Origin of the sequence: Vibrio coralliirubri (genome assembly GCF_024347375.1) — a bacterium.
Lineage (GTDB): Bacteria > Pseudomonadota > Gammaproteobacteria > Enterobacterales > Vibrionaceae > Vibrio > Vibrio coralliirubri.
In genome coordinates, this window is sequence record NZ_AP025470.1 from 2,744,352 (window position 1) to 2,762,460 (window position 18,109).

Annotated in this window: 15 protein-coding genes; all 15 read right to left on the reverse strand. The window is 44.8% G+C overall.

Going from position 1 to position 18,109, the window contains the following annotated elements; all coding sequences use genetic code 11:
• Positions 1-62: 62 nt before the first annotated feature.
• On the reverse strand, positions 63-473 hold the full coding sequence (gene fliS / locus OCV20_RS12435; RefSeq protein ID WP_004736194.1) for a flagellar export chaperone FliS: 411 nt from the start codon (positions 471-473) through the stop codon (positions 63-65).
• A 12-nt stretch (positions 474-485) separates the two neighbouring features.
• The gene (gene fliT / locus OCV20_RS12440; RefSeq protein WP_086774081.1) at positions 486-791 is read right to left on the reverse strand and encodes a flagellar protein FliT; all 306 of its coding nucleotides are present in this window, start codon (positions 789-791) and stop codon (positions 486-488) included.
• A gap of 3 nt (positions 792-794) precedes the next feature.
• Positions 795-2,822 carry a flagellar filament capping protein FliD gene (gene fliD, locus OCV20_RS12445; protein ID WP_086774082.1) on the reverse strand — a complete coding sequence of 676 codons (2,028 nt, stop codon included), beginning with the start codon at positions 2,820-2,822 and terminating at the stop codon, positions 795-797.
• A gap of 22 nt (positions 2,823-2,844) precedes the next feature.
• Positions 2,845-3,270 (reverse strand): flagellar protein FlaG, encoded by a 426-nt coding sequence (gene flaG, locus OCV20_RS12450; protein ID WP_048607821.1) that lies wholly within the window; start codon positions 3,268-3,270, stop codon positions 2,845-2,847.
• Positions 3,271-3,351: 81 nt separating this feature from the next.
• The gene (locus OCV20_RS12455) at positions 3,352-4,482 is read right to left on the reverse strand and encodes a flagellin (RefSeq protein WP_048607820.1); all 1,131 of its coding nucleotides are present in this window, start codon (positions 4,480-4,482) and stop codon (positions 3,352-3,354) included.
• An 881-nt stretch (positions 4,483-5,363) separates the two neighbouring features.
• A complete protein-coding gene (locus OCV20_RS12460) occupies positions 5,364-6,497 on the reverse strand; it encodes a flagellin (RefSeq protein WP_048616124.1) in 1,134 nt (377 codons plus the stop codon).
• Between the two features lie 648 nt (positions 6,498-7,145).
• Positions 7,146-8,282 carry a flagellin gene (locus OCV20_RS12465; protein WP_086774084.1) on the reverse strand — a complete coding sequence of 379 codons (1,137 nt, stop codon included), beginning with the start codon at positions 8,280-8,282 and terminating at the stop codon, positions 7,146-7,148.
• A 418-nt stretch (positions 8,283-8,700) separates the two neighbouring features.
• The gene (gene flgL / locus OCV20_RS12470) at positions 8,701-9,891 is read right to left on the reverse strand and encodes a flagellar hook-associated protein FlgL (protein ID WP_086774085.1); all 1,191 of its coding nucleotides are present in this window, start codon (positions 9,889-9,891) and stop codon (positions 8,701-8,703) included.
• A gap of 10 nt (positions 9,892-9,901) precedes the next feature.
• Positions 9,902-11,782 (reverse strand): flagellar hook-associated protein FlgK, encoded by a 1,881-nt coding sequence (gene flgK, locus OCV20_RS12475; RefSeq protein ID WP_086774086.1) that lies wholly within the window; start codon positions 11,780-11,782, stop codon positions 9,902-9,904.
• Between the two features lie 209 nt (positions 11,783-11,991).
• Positions 11,992-12,918, reverse strand: coding sequence for a flagellar assembly peptidoglycan hydrolase FlgJ (flgJ, locus tag OCV20_RS12480; protein WP_086774087.1), 927 nt, complete (start codon positions 12,916-12,918; stop codon positions 11,992-11,994).
• Positions 12,919-12,929: 11 nt separating this feature from the next.
• Positions 12,930-14,021 carry a flagellar basal body P-ring protein FlgI gene (locus OCV20_RS12485; protein WP_086774088.1) on the reverse strand — a complete coding sequence of 364 codons (1,092 nt, stop codon included), beginning with the start codon at positions 14,019-14,021 and terminating at the stop codon, positions 12,930-12,932.
• 94 nt (positions 14,022-14,115) lie between these two features.
• Positions 14,116-14,892, reverse strand: coding sequence for a flagellar basal body L-ring protein FlgH (gene flgH, locus OCV20_RS12490; protein ID WP_017064132.1), 777 nt, complete (start codon positions 14,890-14,892; stop codon positions 14,116-14,118).
• A gap of 88 nt (positions 14,893-14,980) precedes the next feature.
• Positions 14,981-15,769 (reverse strand): flagellar basal-body rod protein FlgG, encoded by a 789-nt coding sequence (flgG, locus tag OCV20_RS12495; protein ID WP_017062259.1) that lies wholly within the window; start codon positions 15,767-15,769, stop codon positions 14,981-14,983.
• Between the two features lie 21 nt (positions 15,770-15,790).
• Positions 15,791-16,540, reverse strand: a complete 750-nt coding sequence (locus OCV20_RS12500) for a flagellar basal body rod protein FlgF (protein ID WP_019825277.1) — start codon at positions 16,538-16,540, stop codon at positions 15,791-15,793.
• A gap of 253 nt (positions 16,541-16,793) precedes the next feature.
• The gene (flgE, locus tag OCV20_RS12505; RefSeq protein ID WP_017062260.1) at positions 16,794-18,098 is read right to left on the reverse strand and encodes a flagellar hook protein FlgE; all 1,305 of its coding nucleotides are present in this window, start codon (positions 18,096-18,098) and stop codon (positions 16,794-16,796) included.
• Positions 18,099-18,109 lie beyond the last annotated feature (11 nt).

Here is an 18,109-nt window from a genome sequence, read left to right on the forward strand (position 1 = left end):
TAAAAAAATAAGGCAACCAACCAATTAAGGGATATGAGATTGGTTAAAACTGCAATTTTTCTTTAAATGCCTACGTCAGCGGACGTCAAGTTGTGATATTCGTTCGGAATTTGGTCCCAAGCGCTCTTAATTTCGCGAATAATATCGATAACATCATCAATAGGCTGTGGGTCATTTTTGTGATTTGCCGCAGAAATTTGCGTGATCATGAACTCATAAAGTTGATCTAGGTTTTTCGCAATATCGCCACCATCGTCCATAGATAGGCAACTACGTAGGCTAATAATGATATCTAGAGCCTTACCAAGTCGCTCACCTTTCACTGGGATGTTGCCTGCTTGCATTGCCGCTTTGCCTTGAATCAAACGCTCGATAGCACCGGCCATTAGCATTTGTACAATCTTATGCGGTGAGGCAGCCGTTAGCTGACTATCCACTGATACCTTTTTATATGCCTGTAAAGAACCGCGCATAGTAAACCTCTTCTATAAAAACTTTTTGTATTGTTGAACTGATTTAGCGCCGTGACGGTATTTATGTAGGGTCCTACCTACTCGACTCGTCTCAGACTGCATCAATTCGACTAATTTTCTGGTTCTGGTAATGGCTTCAAACCATTCAGAACTTTGCTTAACGTCGGGATGTGAGTCGATTATTTGAAGCACGTTTTGCAATAACTGTTCTCTGTTATCGACAAGCTGCGTTATTTCTTCAGCATTAATTTCACTAAATTCCAGTTTAGAGATAATTAGTTGATCGAGTTCACAAAGCTCTTGTAGCTGGCTATTCATCTATTAGCCCAACGCATTCATCATACTGCCCAGCTGAGATTGCATCTTACTGGTCGCATCTTGCATGGCCGTGAACTTAGAGTGCGTGCGGCTCTCTAGGCTGTCCATGCGACGGTCAAGCGCGCTTTGGTCATCAACCAAGCGGTAGTTTTGCTCGACCAAGCTCTTCTCTCTAGTACGGATTGAACCCGTAATACCTGTGATACCTTGAATCGCATCTTCCACTTTTTTGGCGAAACCGTTATTGCCACCAAAGAACTCACCCAATTTATCGAAGTTGTTGTTGAGTTGACGATCAAGCATGTCGTAGTTGATTTCTAGCGAGCCTTGCCTTGTGGTGGTGATGCCGAATTCAGTCAAAGACTTAAGGTTGTCTGGCGCACCTTCGATACTTGATGAGAACACCCCTTTCAATCGAGAGTCGGCGTTACGTACTGTACTGTCACCAGAAAGCGGGCCTTTTCGACCCGTCGTTGGATCAACACCGGCGAGGTCTTTCGACACTTGATAGAACTGGTTATAAGAGCTCACAAAGGATTCGATATCTTGGCGAACACTGTTACGGTCGTACTCCACACCAATTTCTGCCGGCGGCTTATCTTTTGGCGTTTTTCCTTTCACCGTAATATCAATACCTTCAACGGCATCTTCAATCACATTGTTATTACTAGACAGCTGAGCGACACCATCTAGGACAACCATAGAATCTTGGCCAGCCTGAACTTCAGTCATACCGCTATAGGTATCAAAAGATTGCTGTGCTTGTTCGAGGTCAGCTTGTGCTTTATCGACCTTCTCTAAAAGCTCTCGCTCTTCGGGTTCTAATTTGGCACGCTCAATTTTCTTGGCTTGTTCTGCGGTGAGTTCGCCTTTTTGAACTTTCTCAGCCAACTCCGCTTTTTCTTGTGAAATCTTCTCTTCGATACGCGCTTGCTCAGCCTCAAGCTTTTGTTGGGCTTCTTTCGGTGTCACGTATGAATCGGTCAGAGTACCTGAGGCAGCATTTGACCACCCCGGCACATCGGGTGCCTTCTCTATCGCTTTTTCATCAAGCTCAAGTTCTGGTGTGTAGTAAGAATCTAAAAGCGTACCTGACGCGGTTTCAGTCCAACCAGGGATATTGTCTTCAGGCATCACCGACTTTGCCGCTTGAGCTGCGTCTAGGGCAGCTTGGCCGTCGGCGGCTGCTTGCTCACCGTAGCTGAGACTTTTAGAGTCTCCGTCAACATCTGAAGTAGAATCGGTTTGGGCTGCTGGGATAATATTGCCATCTTTATCGCGTGTTTCATTCGCATTTGGGTCATCGCTAGCGATCACTTCATCGATGAGTTCGACGGCTTTTCCTGCGGGGGTTAGAGCTAGAATATCTTGAGCAGCAACGCGCGCTTTCTCTAGCGCTTTAACACGTTCTTCAAGCGTTTTGTATTCGAGTTTTTTCAGGGGATTGGCAGCATCTGACTCAACATTAATGCTGATCTGCTGATCGGAACCAGACTGGTTCGAGGCAATAATAAGTCTTGGACCTTCGACATCGTTGATAATAGATGCACGAACGCCTGGGTTGCTATCTGCACCGTTGATACCACGAACAACTTCGATAAGTCTCGATCTGTCGCCAACTTGCACATCAAAGCTGTCATCACCAAGCGAAACCTGCAGCTTACCTGGGCCAAATTTCATGTCCTCTGACAGTACATCAGAAGCCACTTTATGGCTTTGGGCAAGCTGCAACACATCGATGGCATATTTGCCAGCGATCGCTTCGGTAGTCGCGGTTGCAGAGACAAGACCTTCATCGGTACTTTCGACTGTTCGCACAGCAAAAGCTTTTTCCTGACGAAAGTTTGTCATCAGGTTTTTCATCGAATCAAGGGATTCTCTGAGTCTTCCATAGGCACTAATGCTGGTATCGATTCGCGTTCGTTCATTGTCGATTCGTTGCTGTTTAGGTACACGCTCCGAATCAACAATTTTGCTGACCATGGAATTGATATCCATGCCAGACGAAATCCCCATTGGGCCAAAACTCATTAAATCACCTCAATAATACGACTTAAACCTTCACCTCAAATATTCGACTATTCGAGTTTTGGGCTGCTAGGCGTCTTAGAATTTCAAGCATTTCTTCATCAGGGATCTGGCGAATAATATCACCGGTTGTGGTCTCATAAATGGTAACCACATCTCTCCCAGATTCTTCATCGACCTTAAAAGCCACACCTTTATTAAGAGAGGAGATAAACTCGTTTACCTTCTCTACCATTTTGACTCGCTCTTCATCATTTAACTCTTGTCTATGTTGAGCTAATTGAATCGCCGCTTCGGTAGCTTCCTCTTTCGATTTCTCTACCTTGTCATAAGATGTTGCTTCTTTTAGTCGCGAAATACTCGACGCACTACTACCTTCATCGCTTGCAATTTTAATGCCATTAGGTGAGCCATAAGGCTGGATGTTCGATGCGTTGGATGATATTTCCATAACACTCTCCCTCCCTCCTTTATGAGCCAAACAGTAAAACTCTACCCAGAGTAGAGTTTACCGCTACTTACCGAGGTAAGTTTAGCCCAATAAGCTTAGAGCTGCTGATGGTGACTGTTTTGCTTGAGCTAGGATAGAAGTACTCGCCTGTTGTAGGATTTGAGACTTAGTCATAGCTGTTGTTTCTTTCGCGTAATCGGTATCTTTGATACGGCTCTTAGACGCATTAACGTTTTCGTTGATGTTGTCTAAGTTGCTGATTGCGTGGTCAAAACGGTTTTGGAAAGCACCTAGAGAAGCACGTTGGCTATCAACAGATTTTAGAGCACCATCAATGATAGATACTGCTTCGTTTGCACCTGCAACAGAAGTTACGTCGATATCGTTAACGGTAACGTCTTTACCAGCACCGATACCTAGTTCACCCGCAAGGCTGCCGCCAAACTCAACATCACCTTCAACTTTTTGACTTGAAGCGAAAAGTTGCAGTTTACCGCCTTCACCCACAGACGCTTTAACGTCTTGGCTTTGACCATTGATGTAAGTTGCTAGCTCTTCGATATCGTTGCCTTCTTTCGCAGAAATAGACAACTCTTGAGCTTCACCAAACTTATCGTTGTACTTAATCGTTAGATCAGCACCAGCACCTACACGCCAAGAAGCATCTTTGCCTTCTTCTACGCCGTAGCTCTTGCCACCCATGTCTTGAGTGTCGGTACGCATGTTGCTCATAGAAAGGATTACAGCTTCACCGGAGTCTGCGCCGATTTGGAAAGATTGGCTACCGTAAGTACCGTTAAGAAGCCTGTTACCACCAAAAGAGGTCGTTTCAGCAATACGGTTAAGTTCTGTGTTTAGAGCAGATACTTCTTCTTGGATCGCAACACGTTCAGATTTGCTGTTTGAACCATTTGAAGATTGAAGAGAAAGGTCACGCATACGTTGCAGAATGTTGGTTGACTCATTCATCGCACCTTCAGCTGTCTGTGCAATAGAGATACCGTCATTCGCGTTTTTCACAGCCATATCTAGGCCACGGCTTTGCGACGTTAAGCGGTTAGAGATTTGTAGGCCTGCAGCATCATCTTTTGCGCTATTGATTTTATAGCCAGAAGACAAACGCTCCATTGATTTTTGAGTACCTTCAGCCGCGCTATTCAGGTAGCGCTGAGCCGTCATTGCAGACACATTAGTGTTTACATTAATCGCCATAGTTGATCTCCTTTAGGCATTTTTAATGCACTTATGTGACTCTCACCTCACACAAATACATGTCAATTTGTTTATGCACCAGTGTCTCTCTCACCTTACATTGGTACATATCATTTCTCTCAATCCCTTTAACGGCCCCTTAATTAGAAGCTTTAATAAAAAATGCGATTTTTTTCGTATTCTTTTCAACAACAAAGAAAAGTGTGATCGGGCTTCAATTAATAGAGCAGCATTCGTTAAAGCTTCGTATCTTCGCTCATTTATAAGTGTCGCCTTGCACATAAAAACCAAAGCAGATCCCTGATATCTCGTTCTACTCGATTCTGGGATGACGGTTAATTACCCTAACCGACTTACAGATAGCTCTTCATTTCTGACAGTGGTAAACAAAAACTAAAGAAATCACTTCCTCGAAAAACTAGATTCCTGATATCTCATTCTGCTCAGTTCTGGGATGACGGTTAATTCCCTCACCGACTTATGGTTCACTCTTCATTCCTTACAGTGGTAGATAAGAACGAAACAAACTCCTTCCTCAAAAAACTAGATTCCTGATACCTCGTTCTACTCGGTTCTGGAATGACGATTGAAAACTATTGTTTGAATCTGAGTAATTATTTACTCGATCTAACCTTGCCAAAGCCGCTATACAGTCTCCACACCCCAACCCCGTCATTCCCTACAGTGAGGAACGAACGCGATAGGGAATCTCGCTTTTGCTCCTGCCTACCAACATTGCACCTTTCTAAATACATACTCGCCAAATAACGGGCAATAAAAAACCCAGCCGAAGCTGGGTTTGTTTAGCGCTCATCTCTCACCACGAGCTAATTTGTGGAGGCCCTACGTTAACACTAGGGTCAACGTGGCCTTTCAATCGATTAACCTAGTAGGCTAAGTGCCGAGTTCGGAGCTTGCTTCGCTTGAGCAAGGATCGAGCTTGAAGCTTGAGAAAGAATCTGAGACTTAGTCATCTGAGTCGTTTCTTTCGCGAAATCGGTATCTTTAATACGGCTCTTAGATGCGTTAACGTTCTCGTTGATGTTGTCTAAGTTGCTGATAGCGTGGTCGAAACGGTTTTGGAAAGCACCTAGCTCAGCACGGTGGCTATCTACATACTTAAGTGCCGCATCGATAATAGCTACAGACTCTTGTGCGCCGCCAACTGATGTTACGTCGATAGTATCAACCGTTACGTCTTTGCCAGGTTGCATGCCTAGTTCGCCAGCAAGGCTGCCAGAGAATGCCACTTCGCCTTCAACTTTGTTGTTACCAGTAAACATTTGTAGCTTACCGTCTTCAGTTACAGACGCTTTAACAGAGTCTTGTTGACCGTTGATGTACGTTGCTAGCTCTTCGATGTCGTCACCCGCTTTTGCGCTGATGTCGATTTCTTGTGCTTGACCGAAGTTATCAGTGAACGACATTTTTAGGTCGTTAGAGCCAGCTTGAACGTTCCAATCTTTATCTTTCGCGTTCTCAGTTTGGTAGCTCTTACCACCCATCTGAGCGTTATCAGAGCGCATGTCTTTCAGTTGAAGCATTACCGCTTCACCGTTGTCCGCACCGATTTGGAATGATTTAGTACCATGAGTACCGTTAAGCAGCTTGTTACCACCAAAAGACGTTGTTTCCGCGATACGGTTTAGTTCGTCGTTCAGTGCTGTTACTTCTTCTTGAATCGCTACACGCTCAGATTTTGAGTTTGAGCCGTTTGAAGATTGTAGAGACAAATCACGCATACGTTGCAGGATGTTGGTTGTCTCGTTCATTGCACCTTCAGCAGTTTGTGCAATTGAGATACCGTCGTTCGCGTTACGTACAGCAACATCAAGGCCGCGGCTCTGAACGTTCAAACGGTTCGAGATTTGTAGGCCCGCAGCGTCATCTTTTGCGCTGTTGATTTTTGAGCCTGAAGCTAGACGCTCCATTGATGTTTGTTGTGCGCTGTTTGCGTTGTTTAGGTAACGTTGCGCTGTCATCGCTGAAACGTTTGTATTTACATTCACTGCCATGGTGATTTCTCCAATTGATTTTCCGGTATAGCGGTTTCCGACGTCTCGGAAAACCAAGTAGTTCTCTCAAAGTTACTTTTAATAACGGCGCGAAAATCAGAAGCTTTAGAAAAACTTTCAAAAAACCACAAAAAAAATATTAATTTGATATTTATCAACAATTTAATTTTCATCACTTTCTAATGCAGCGATAGATTTCAATTGAGAAAAGATCCTAACCTGTTTGAAAAACGTACGAATCGCCGTCTAAATTGCTCAAGGTGGAGAAATGATCAATTGCCAAAGATCTCTGGCTTAGGCAGATCTTGTGTAATAGATGACATTATTTGTAGTGAAGAAGAACCGTCAAATAGAGATTTGAGAAAGGTAGATCGAGAAAATTCGCAGGAAAATAAATAGCAGAAACAAGAAATACAGAAAGGAAAAAGCCCCTTTTCCTTTGAGAGAACCGGGGCTAGTTGGCGCGTCAGAGCCTGTGTGGAGATCATCGAGAAATGAACACATTTCCGACTTGCCGTTGCATTCTTACTGTAAAAATGGATAGCAGGTGAGAGATGAGAGAGCTAAACACTCAATAGTAAGTATGCTTGCCAGTTTCCCTTGCTGCGTGGCTCACGTCTGAACACGAGCAGCAAGTTCAACCAATAACTATTGCAATAATGACATCGCAGAGTTAGGCAACTGTTTTGCTTGAGCAAGTATTGAAGTACCTGCTTGTTGCAGAATTTGTGATTTGGTCATTTGCGTCGTCTCTTTCGCAAAGTCCGTATCTTTGATTCGGCTGTTTGAAGCGTCTACGTTCTCTTGTACGTTTGCCAAGTTATTAATACTGTGGCTTAGACGGTTCTGTTTTGCACCCAAATCAGCACGCTGTGAATCCACGTACTTCATTGCAGAATCAATCACGCTGATCGCGTTCTGTGAACCCGCAACGCTGGTTAAGCTAACATCTTGAACAGAGGTTGCGCGGCCTTCACTCTTAATACCTAGCTCAGACGCTAGACCACCAGAGATAGACATTGCACCTTCAAGGTCAGGTTCAGCAACGAATAGTTGAATGCGACCATCATCAGTAACCGATGCGTTCACAAGATCAGACTGACCATTAATGTAAGTCGCAAGCTCTTCGATATCATCGCCCGCTTTGGTATTGATATCTAAAACGATGTCTTCACCCGCTTTGGTTCTGAATTCGAACTTAAGATCGCGAGCTTGTGCAGGCACTTCCCAGCTCTTGTCTTTGCCGTTTTCAGAATCAAACGTTGTACCACCCATGCGGAAGTCATCGGCACGAATGCTCGTCAGAGCCATGATCATCGCTTCACCAGAGTTAGAACCAATCTGGAACGATGCTTCACCAAATGAACCGTTCAATAGACGACGGCCACCAAAAGACGTTGTCTCAGCGATACGGTTAAGCTCATCTTGAAGTGCCATCGACTCTTCGTTCAGTGCCGTACGCTCCGCCGGAGAGTTAGTGCCGTTTGATGATTGAATCGCTAGGTCACGCATACGTTGTAATACGTTAGTTGATTCGTTCATCGCGCCTTCTGCGGTTTGAGCAATTGAAATACCGTCGTTGGCATTACGCATTGCTACATCAAGACCACGAGATTGAGCTGTCAAGCGGTTCGAGATTTGCAGACCCGCTGCATCATCTTTTGCGCTGTTGATCTTGTGACCCGATGACAAACGCTCCATAGAAGTCGCTAAGTCATTAGATGCTTTGTTCAGGTAACGCTGTGCTGTCATAGCAGATACGTTAGTGCTTACATTGATAGCCATTTTGCTCTCCTTATGAGTTCGCAAAGTTTCTGCGAAGCGGCCAGCTTTACTCTCATATGGATAAGCACTGACCGTGTATTACTCGATAAACCCTATACAAGGTTTAAGATCTGTATTAATCATTTATAACCAACACAGATACAAGTTGTATGCCAAGTTTAATATCATATAAATAATTTTTTAATTATCTAAAAATCAGAAACTTACAAACAACACTGCGCAATTATGATTTTCTACCATTAGAAGATGAAAAACATTCACCTTCCTTATTGCCGTTTTTTGCCGCTATTCTAGAAACATCATGCTTCGTACAAAAAAGCGGCAAACTGAGGCGTTATTCGCACGTATGGCATAGCACATACGGCAAGGAATCAACGCCATGGTGATCGACAAGCCACCATTAAATACCGATTGATCATTAAATATAGTTAAACAAGGTCAGGTCTTTGGTTTTGCCAAACGCTTGTTGAGAAGCCTGTAGTGCTCGAGAGTTTTCATTGAACTCAATGATCGCTTTCGAGTAATCCAAGTCTTCAAAGTTGCTTTTTGCTTTTGCTAAAGACAACTTAAAATCTTCATGTTGCTGCTCTTGAATATCCAGCGTACTTAAACGTGCACCAACATCGGTTCTTGCCTTGGTTAAATGAATAAACGCGGCATGGAACTCTTCGGTTACTTGGTGCAATTTCGCCGTCGCCGATGCATCCGATACTGGATTTTCAGCCTGTTCAGCGGCTTCTTTAAACGTATCAAAGATAGAGAATGTCTTTCTCGGCTCTAAGGTGATCGAGTCACCTTTCGTGATCTGGCCTTTAAGTTGGATATTCAGCCCTTCGTAGACAATGCCTGTCGAAGGATCAAAATCTTCCGCGGCCACCACTGCGCCATCTTTTTCAAGTTGATAAGCATAATTTCCTGTCTGCATATCAACGAACGTCACTTTATACGTTGACCCATCTTCAGCTGAGTTCGTCGCACGTTCCAAAAGTAATTCAGAAGCAGGTTCAAGCTCGTATTGAGGTTCATAATCACCGAACGGGTTGTCTATTTCCATAAACATCTTGCTGCCCGGATCATTCATCGCCATTTCAAAGCTACTTGCCACACGCATCTTGCGTTGGTAGTCATCACCTTGATATGTCACATTCCCTTCGTTATCTCGAAAGAAAGGCTGATTTTTCGGTTTAGTACCCGCAAATGTGTAGTTACCCGACTCATCTTGAGAGTTGGCTAAATGCAGGAAGTTATTCGCCAGTTCTTGAATTTCACGCTTCTTAGCTAAACGGTCTTCTGGAGAAAGCGCACCGTTGATCATTTCCATCACGGTTCGTTTTGCTTCATCAGCAAAGCCTTCAGTGTTAGAAACCAATACCTCATGATGCTCAAGACGGTTTCTGACTAGAGTAATCGCATCGACATACTGTTTAAGCTGTTCTGACTGCTGACCAATGTTCTGCAAATAGTGCGTCGCTAATGGGTCATCACTTGGCGACTGTAACTTCTTACCCGAAGCAAGTTGCGCTTGGTTGTGATGCACCTTGTTCTCTTGACGGCGCAAGTCATTTTGTACTGACTGATAATTATGGAAGCTAGAGATACGATTCAACATTTATACCTTCCTATCTCAGAGCCAAAATAGTGTTAAACGTATCGTTGGCTGCTTGCATGATGCGTGAAGAAGCCATATACGCTTGCTGAAATTTCATCATATTTGCCGCTTCTTCATCTAGGTTTACTCCCGAGATAGAAGCTATACGTTCTTGAGCCGACTGTTTTTCTAACGTCGCAATATCACTCAGGCGATTGGCCGTTGAAGACTTCAAGCCCGTATTGGTATTCAGGTTGTGGTAAAGGTCTAAAATCGTAGACTCACCATCATTCAACAGCTTTCCTGTTTGAAGATCTTGCAGCTTACGCAGGTTACCGTTGTCACCTTCTGATGGGACAAGGTTTGCCGTAAATTTATCGTTTGCCACCGCGCCGGGTGTGAGCTCAAACGTTGTACCGTTGATGGTCACTGGCCCTTGTGGCGGATACGGTTGAGGCTGCATTAAAATGTTACCCTTCGGATCCGTCACAGCAAACTGCTCACCTTTTGGTGAGACAATCACTTCAAACTCACGCAGTTGACCTGCTTCTAGGATTTTGAATCCCGCTGTACCCTTGGCAAACGTGGTCGATGCCTCATAACTTTGCGCAGCAATGTCTTTCGGGTCTTTGGTTTCCATCTGCATTTGAGCAGCAAAATTACGCGTTGGACGCAGTAACAGCTTCTCTCCTAGTTCAGGAGGATTACGTACTTCCACTCGCATGCCATCAAGATAAAACGCATTACCGCTAGAGTCAGTCGCCATCTTGACGGTCTCACCGTTCGGCTTAGTCACGACATAATCACTGCCATCGTATTTCAGGCCATACTCACCGCCTTTTAAGGCAGAGGTATCATCAATATATACCGCAACATCGGCTTTCGATTGCCCGCTAGCCGTGACACGAGATTTTGCCACCAGCTCTGAGTTCACGTCGGTAAACAGGTCCTTACCTACGTTGCCGTTAAGATCCAAACCTTGTTCTTGAAGACTATTGACCTCATATGAAAACGCGGTCGCCAAACGACCAAGCTCATCCATGATTGCCGGGATATGTTCGTCACGCATGTCTAGCATGGCGCCGATTTTTCCGTCGATATCACTGCTGGTGATCGGTTTTAAAGACTTACCTTCAACAATTGCTAGGCGGCGCTGATGTGCATCGGGTAAACCATCAACCATTTTTAATTGGCTTGCTTCACTACCAGAGACCAAGGTATGGCCATTACCAATATGGACATTAAACCCTTCGGCATTTGAGCGTGGTGTCACCGTTACTTTGGTGTAACCAGAAAGCTCATTAATCAACTTTTCATGCTGATCTCGTAGGTCATTGTGAGGGCCAGGAGTTCGCATCATTAAACGCTGAACATCACGGATCTCGTACGCAAGTTGATTAACTCGCTCGATACCCATATCTAGTTTTTTATTCGTAGAATCAGACTGTTGACGAACCGTTTCATGGAATTCATTTAACGTCTTGCTGAGTAGTCCAGCCTTTTCTAGTACAACTTTTCGAGCACCTACATCATTCGGTGTATCGGCTAATGTTTTAACCGAATCAAACCATTCATTAAGGTTTTCTGGAATCTTCTTCGAAGCAACCGATGACAGCATACTCGACAGCATATCGAGGTTCGCTTCTGTGTCGCCTTTATTGGCGGCATTGGTTGTCGATAAGTTAAGTTCGTTGACGGCAAATTGGTCCCAAGAGCGGCGAACATTTTCCACATGCACACCCATACCGTAGCTTTGGCCACCGTACTGACGCGGGTCATTCACACCTTGAATCACAGATTGGCGGCTATAGCCCTCTGTGTTGGCGTTAGAAATGTTATGACCTGTGGTGTTTAGCTGTCTCTGAGCAGTAAGAACACTTTGTGCCCCTACATTCAGAAGATCCGACGCCATAATGCCCCCAAAAAACTTAACAAAATCAGGATAAACTGATTAACTACTAGTTTAAAAAGCAATATATGTGCCAATAGGGATAGCAGAGAGCTAAAAGACAATAATTTATTGAAGTGTAAGGAGATAACTAAGGGTTTCGCAGCAAACTTTGAGGTGGCAGATAAGAAAAGAGCCTGCCAATGGCAAGCTCCCGAGTACATTCAATAACGCTAGTTCATCTCGTCAATCTTGACTTTCACTCGCAAGACCTTGTCTGCATAGTTAGGGTCGGTTGCGTAACCTGCTTGGTGAATACCTTTGATGAAATTCTCTGAGTTGCCTTGATGCTGCAATGCCGTTTCGTATCTTGGGTTTTCGTTCAAGAACTTCACATAGTCGTTAAAGCTATCTTCAAAGTTCGAGTAAGAACGGAAAGATGCGGACTCTTTAACCGCAGTTTTACCATGGAACTCAAGCGTCTGCGTAGCAACCTTATCACCCTTCCAACTTCTGTCTGCTTTGATGTTGAATAGGTTATTACTGTTGCCCAAAGAGTTCTTAATCATTTTAGAACCCCAACCCGTTTCAAGAGCTGCTTGTGCCAATAGTAGAGACGAGTCCACACCAAGCGCACTTGCCGCTTTTTCAGCGTAAGGCTTCATTGAAGTCACAAACGATTCTGGAGAATCAAAGGATACTGGCTGTTTTGCTGCTGACATAGCTTGCGCTGATTGAACGTCTGACGCTCGCTCTTCCGAACGGCCTGAGTATTGTGGTCTTTGCAATGAAGCATCAAAGCCTTCACTGCGAACCTTCTCTTCAGAGGCATCGCTTACTTGGCCAGCGCTTAGCTGAGCTACGATCATATCCGCAAGACCTAACGAACCTGAAGCGCTCAACTCACTCGCCATTTGGTCATCTTGCATCTGACGATAGAACTGCTCATTCTGGCTGTTCAGCATATCCGACTTAAAGCTCGAGTTAGCATCGCGCATCGACTTAAACAACATCGAGGTGAAAATCGATTCAAACTGTTTCGCCGCAGCGGTTAATGCTTCTTTCTCGCTGCCTTCTTCACCGTTTACTGCTTGTTGACGAAGGCGGTCTAGGCTGCCGATATCGTGAATAAAGCCGATGTCATTGTTATTCTTAATCATGCTTTGCCTCCTTAAATAATGATCAACTGGCCTTCAATCGCACCCGCTTGTTTCAGTGCTTGAAGGATTGCCATTAAATCAGAAGGTGCAGCGCCCACTTCATTGACTGCGCGGACCAAATCGTCCAGCGTTAGGCCAGGTTCAAATTTGAACATCTTGCCATCGCCTTCCGTGATTTCGATATCAGAATCAGGAACCACTACCGTTTGGCCACCAGAGAATGCATTCGGTTGGCTTACGTTTAGATTTTCTTTGATTGCGACCGTCATACCACCATGGGTGACCGCCGCCGCTCTTAGACGAACGTGCTTACCAACCACAATGGTACCGGTACGAGAGTTAACAATGATCTTTGCAGAGCCCTCTGCTGGATCAAATTCGATGTTTTCGATTGCCGACAGGAAAGCCACGCGCTGGCTAATTTCTCGAGGAGCGCGAACTTTTACTGACGTCGCGTCTACCGCAGACGCCATTTGTGGACCTAGGAAGTTGTTAACCGCATCAGCCAAACGCTGAGCCGTTGTGAAATCAGATTGAATTAGGTTAAAGGTGATGTAGTCGCCACGGCCGAATGGGGTTGGGATCTCTTGCTCTACAGTTGCACCGCTAGAGATAATACCGACGTTAGGGTTGTTACCGACAATCTTGGAACCGTCGTTACCTTGCGCACTAAAGCCACTTACCACTAAGTTACCTTGCGCGACCGCATACACTTGACCGTCTAGACCTTTCAGGAAGGTCTGTAGCAAGGTACCACCACGAAGGCTTTTTGCTGAACCGATAGAAGATACTGTTACGTCAACTTCCTGACCTTGCTTAGAGAATGCCGGAAGTTCAGCGGTAACAATTACTGCCGCTACGTTTTTGGTTTTTGGCTTAATGCCGGGCGGCAATTGAATGCCAAAATTTTGCAGCATCGCGTTAAACGTTTGATCGGTAAAGGGAGTTGTCTCACCTGTACCCGGCAAACCAGTCACCAAACCATAACCGACAAGTTGGTTACTACGAACACCCGCCACTTTTGCCACGTCTTTGATACGCGCAGCATGGGCACTGGTGGCAAGAAATAGCATGCCGAATAGTACGAGTGTTAGTTTTTTCATTGAGTAACCTGTCTGTATTGCTTTAATTTATAATAGCTTAGCTAAATATGGCTGCGTGATAGCGGCTGTCAGTATGTCGACACCCTCTCAAGCTCTACAGTGATACATTAAAGAATCGTGCCAAGAATCCAGGCTCTTGCATATCTTTCTGTACGCCAGTTCCTGAGTACTGAATTCGCGCGTTAGAAACACGGTTTGAAGCGATGGTATTTTCGAAGTCAATATCGTCTGGACGGATGGTACCGCTTAGACGGATATACTCATCGCCTGTGTTCAGTGTCATCCACTTCTCACCACGAACGACTAGGTTGCCATTGGCTAGTACTTCGATGACTTCAACGGTGATGTAGCCGCTGATGCTGTTACTTTGGTTGGCTGACGCATCACCCGCAAAGGTATTGGTGTTGCTCAGGTCATAAGAGAAGTTGTACTTGTCGATCGTCAGCTCTTGACCACCAACAGCCAGTGGCTCCATCGATGCATCATTCGACTTAGACATGTCTGCGTTGGCTTTTTTGGTCGCTCGAGTATTCTCATCTAGCGCCACAGTAATGATGTCACCAATACCACGCGGTTTTGAGTCGTCATACATGCTGCCAATGTGGTTCACATTGAACAGTGAGCCCGTTGCCGCTGCGTAATGCTCTGGTTTCTGCTTTGGGTTGATTGGCGCCCATGCAGGGTCACCAGCAATTGGATCGGTTCTACCACGAAGCGTGTCGATAATGCCTGAGCTCTCTTGCGCCGACTTATCACCTTCCACAGCATCAACCACTGTGGTTGCATTTTCTTCTGCTGGAGTCTCGATCGGGTCCAGAACAGCACACCCCGACATAGACATAAACAAAGCTAAACAAAAAATACGTTTCATGGCGATATACTCTCAGCAGGCAGTGGTAAATGGGTCAATTAGCAAAAACAGATCGATTAATTAAAAAAGTAAGCGGCGAATAAACCAATTACAGCTGTTGGTTAACAAAGCTCATCATCTTGTCTACTGACGAGATAACTTTCGAGTTCATTTCGTATACACGCTGAGCTTCAATCATGTTTACCAGCTCTTCGGTTACGTTTACGTTCGATGTCTCTAGCATCGACTGGCGAATGTTACCTAGGCCATCAAAACCCGGAACACCCTCTTGTGGGTCACCACTCGCACCAGTTGGCAAGTAAAGGTTTTGACCTACAGGTTCTAGACCGCCTGGGTTTACAAAGTCAGTAATGGTGATTTGACCAACCACGACGTTGTTTTGCTCACCACGTAGGCGAACCGATACTTCACCGTCGTTACCAACCGTTACCGAGATCGCGTCTTCAGGAATCACGATTTCTGGTTGTAGAGGGTAACCTTGGCCCGACGTTACGATCGCACCTTCACCGTTCAATGTGAACTGACCATTGCGGCTGTAACCTGTTTCACCGTCTGGCATTTCAACTTGGAAGAAACCGTCGCCTTCAATCATCATGTCTAAGCTGTTAGATGTCGTTTGTGCGTTACCGTGAGTGTGCACTTTTTGAGTTGCCACTACCTTAGAACCGGCACCCAGCATCAAACCACTTGGCAGCTCAGTATTCTGAGACGATTGCCCACCCGGTTGATTAATATTCTGGTAGAACAGATCTTCAAATACCGCGCGACTCTTTTTAAAACCAATGGTCGAGGCGTTAGCAAGGTTGTTCGAAATCGTTGAGATATTGGTTTGTTGGGCGTCTAAACCCGTTTTACTTACCCATAATGCTGGATGCATAGCAATGTCCTTTAAATTCTATTAGCTCATACGAAGCAGTGAATCAGACGACTTGTCCATTTCCTCTGCTGTGCTCATCATCTTGACCTGCATCTCAAATTGACGTTGTAAGTCAATTAAGCTGGTCATTTCACCTACGGCATTTACGTTACTGCCTTCGATAGCACCTTTTAGCAACGTTACCGCTGCATCTGCTTCGTATGCCTGATCTGGGTTTTTCGAACGGAATAGACCATTCGTATCTTTAAACAAACTTTGGTTGTCTGGACGCACAAGCTTAATACGATCAACGACGGCCAATTCTTCAGCTGGAGCGCCTTGAGGAATCACCGAAATCGTACCGTCAGTACCAATTTCTACTTTACTGATTGGGATGGGCAGTGTGATTGGTGCATCGTTTTCACCTAGCACCAAATGGCCACTTGCGTTAGTTAGCAAACCGTTTTGGTCAACCTTTAGATTACCGTTACGCGTTAAACCTTCGCGGCCGGTGTTATCCATCACTGAAATCCAACCATCACCTTGAACGGTAACATCGAGATCTCGGCCAGTGGTAACCACACTACCTTGCGCGAAATTATGACCAGGACGCTCTGTCATGCTGAAAACACGAGTAGGCATGCCTTCACCATACGCTTGCATTGAACGTGCTTGTGCTAAATCAGCACGGAAACCCGTTGTACTTACGTTGGCAAGGTTGTTTGCACGTAGCTGCAAAGCCTGCATATTTTGCTTTGCGCCACTCATGGCAAGAAACAGTGCGCGATCCATAATTTTGCTCCAAAAAATCATCTTCTAGAGCTTATAAAGCAAACACTGTGCCAATATTTTTAACTGTTATTTATCAATAATTTAAATAGAAAATGAACAAAGAGGGGTGATCATTAAAGGATCATTCAGGAAGAATTGTTGCCAGTGGCATTACCGTGCGGCAATAGGGGCGGCAAATAAGAAGACAAACAACAATACCCAATTCAATAACATTGAATTGGGTATTCGCAGATGATTCAAACGCTCGAAACGATTAACGAATCTGAAGAATATTCTGTTGTAGCTGGTTGTGTACTTCTAGAGAACGCGAGTTCGCTTGGAAGTTACGTTGAGCAGAAATCAAATCAACCAGTTCTTGAGTCATATCGATGTTCGACTGCTCTAGCGAACCGTTGTTGATGCTACCAAATGAACCTTTGTTCGATTCACCCCAGATCTTGTCACCAGAGTCGTTGGTAGAATCCCATTGAGTACCGCCTTTCTTATCTAGACCTTGCTCATTTGGTACACGAACCAAGCCTACACGGCCAAGCATCACGTTTTCACCATTTGAGTAAGTACCTAGAACACTGCCGTACTCATCGAAATCGATTTTTGTTAAGAAACCTGTTGTCGCGCCATCTTCATCAAATTTAGTCAATTCAAACGGAGCGGCAAACTGAGTTGAAGAATCTAGACCAAACTTAAGCACTTGAGTTGGATCAGCACCGTTCAAGTCAATAGGGTTCGCACCAGCACCCAGTGGTTCCGAGTTAATCGGCTGACCATTGTTCAGGCTTGCTAACGTACCGTCATTGTTGAACTTCATTGTGTGACCAACATGACCTTGTGCATTCGTCGCATCACCACCAGTAATGTTGACCGGCTTTTCACCGTTCTCATCTGACATGGTGTAGTACGTTTGCCAAGTGTTTGGTTGAGTCTGATCTTTGAGGTAGTAAGTCGTTAACTTGTAAGACTGCCCCATAGAATCGTATACCGTCGAAGACGTTGCACGGTTATAAGTATCAGCATCTTTGAAGTTAAATGCAGCCGGGTCTTTAAGATCACCGTTTGCAGGAAGGTTAACCCCTACTTCAATGTTTTCTGTCTGTTTTGGTTTACCAAACTCAGCAGGAATGTCGAGAGGCTTTGGCGCGTAAGAAAGAACTTCACCCGAGTTTGGATCAACATCGTAACCTAAAAGAAACTCATCGTTAGCGGTAACCATGTAGTTGTCTTTGTTTAGGTGAAATGCACCATTACGCGTTAATTCGTTAATCTCTGGCACCATGCGGTCTTTCGATACTGCAAAGAAACCTGTACCACTTACACGTAAGTCCATTGGGTTGTTCGTATAAATACTTGAACCTTCATGGAACTGTTGCGCCACTTGGCTAGCTTGCGCACCGCCACCTGCCGTCGTTTTTGCGTTAGTGAACAACGAGCTTGAATAAACATCACCAAACTCGGCACGAGACTCTTTAAAGCCAAATGTGTTTGCGTTCGCAATGTTGTTACTGGTTGTATTCAGGTCTAATTGTGCAGCGGATAGGCCGCTTAAAGCTACATATGACATTCCATTATTCT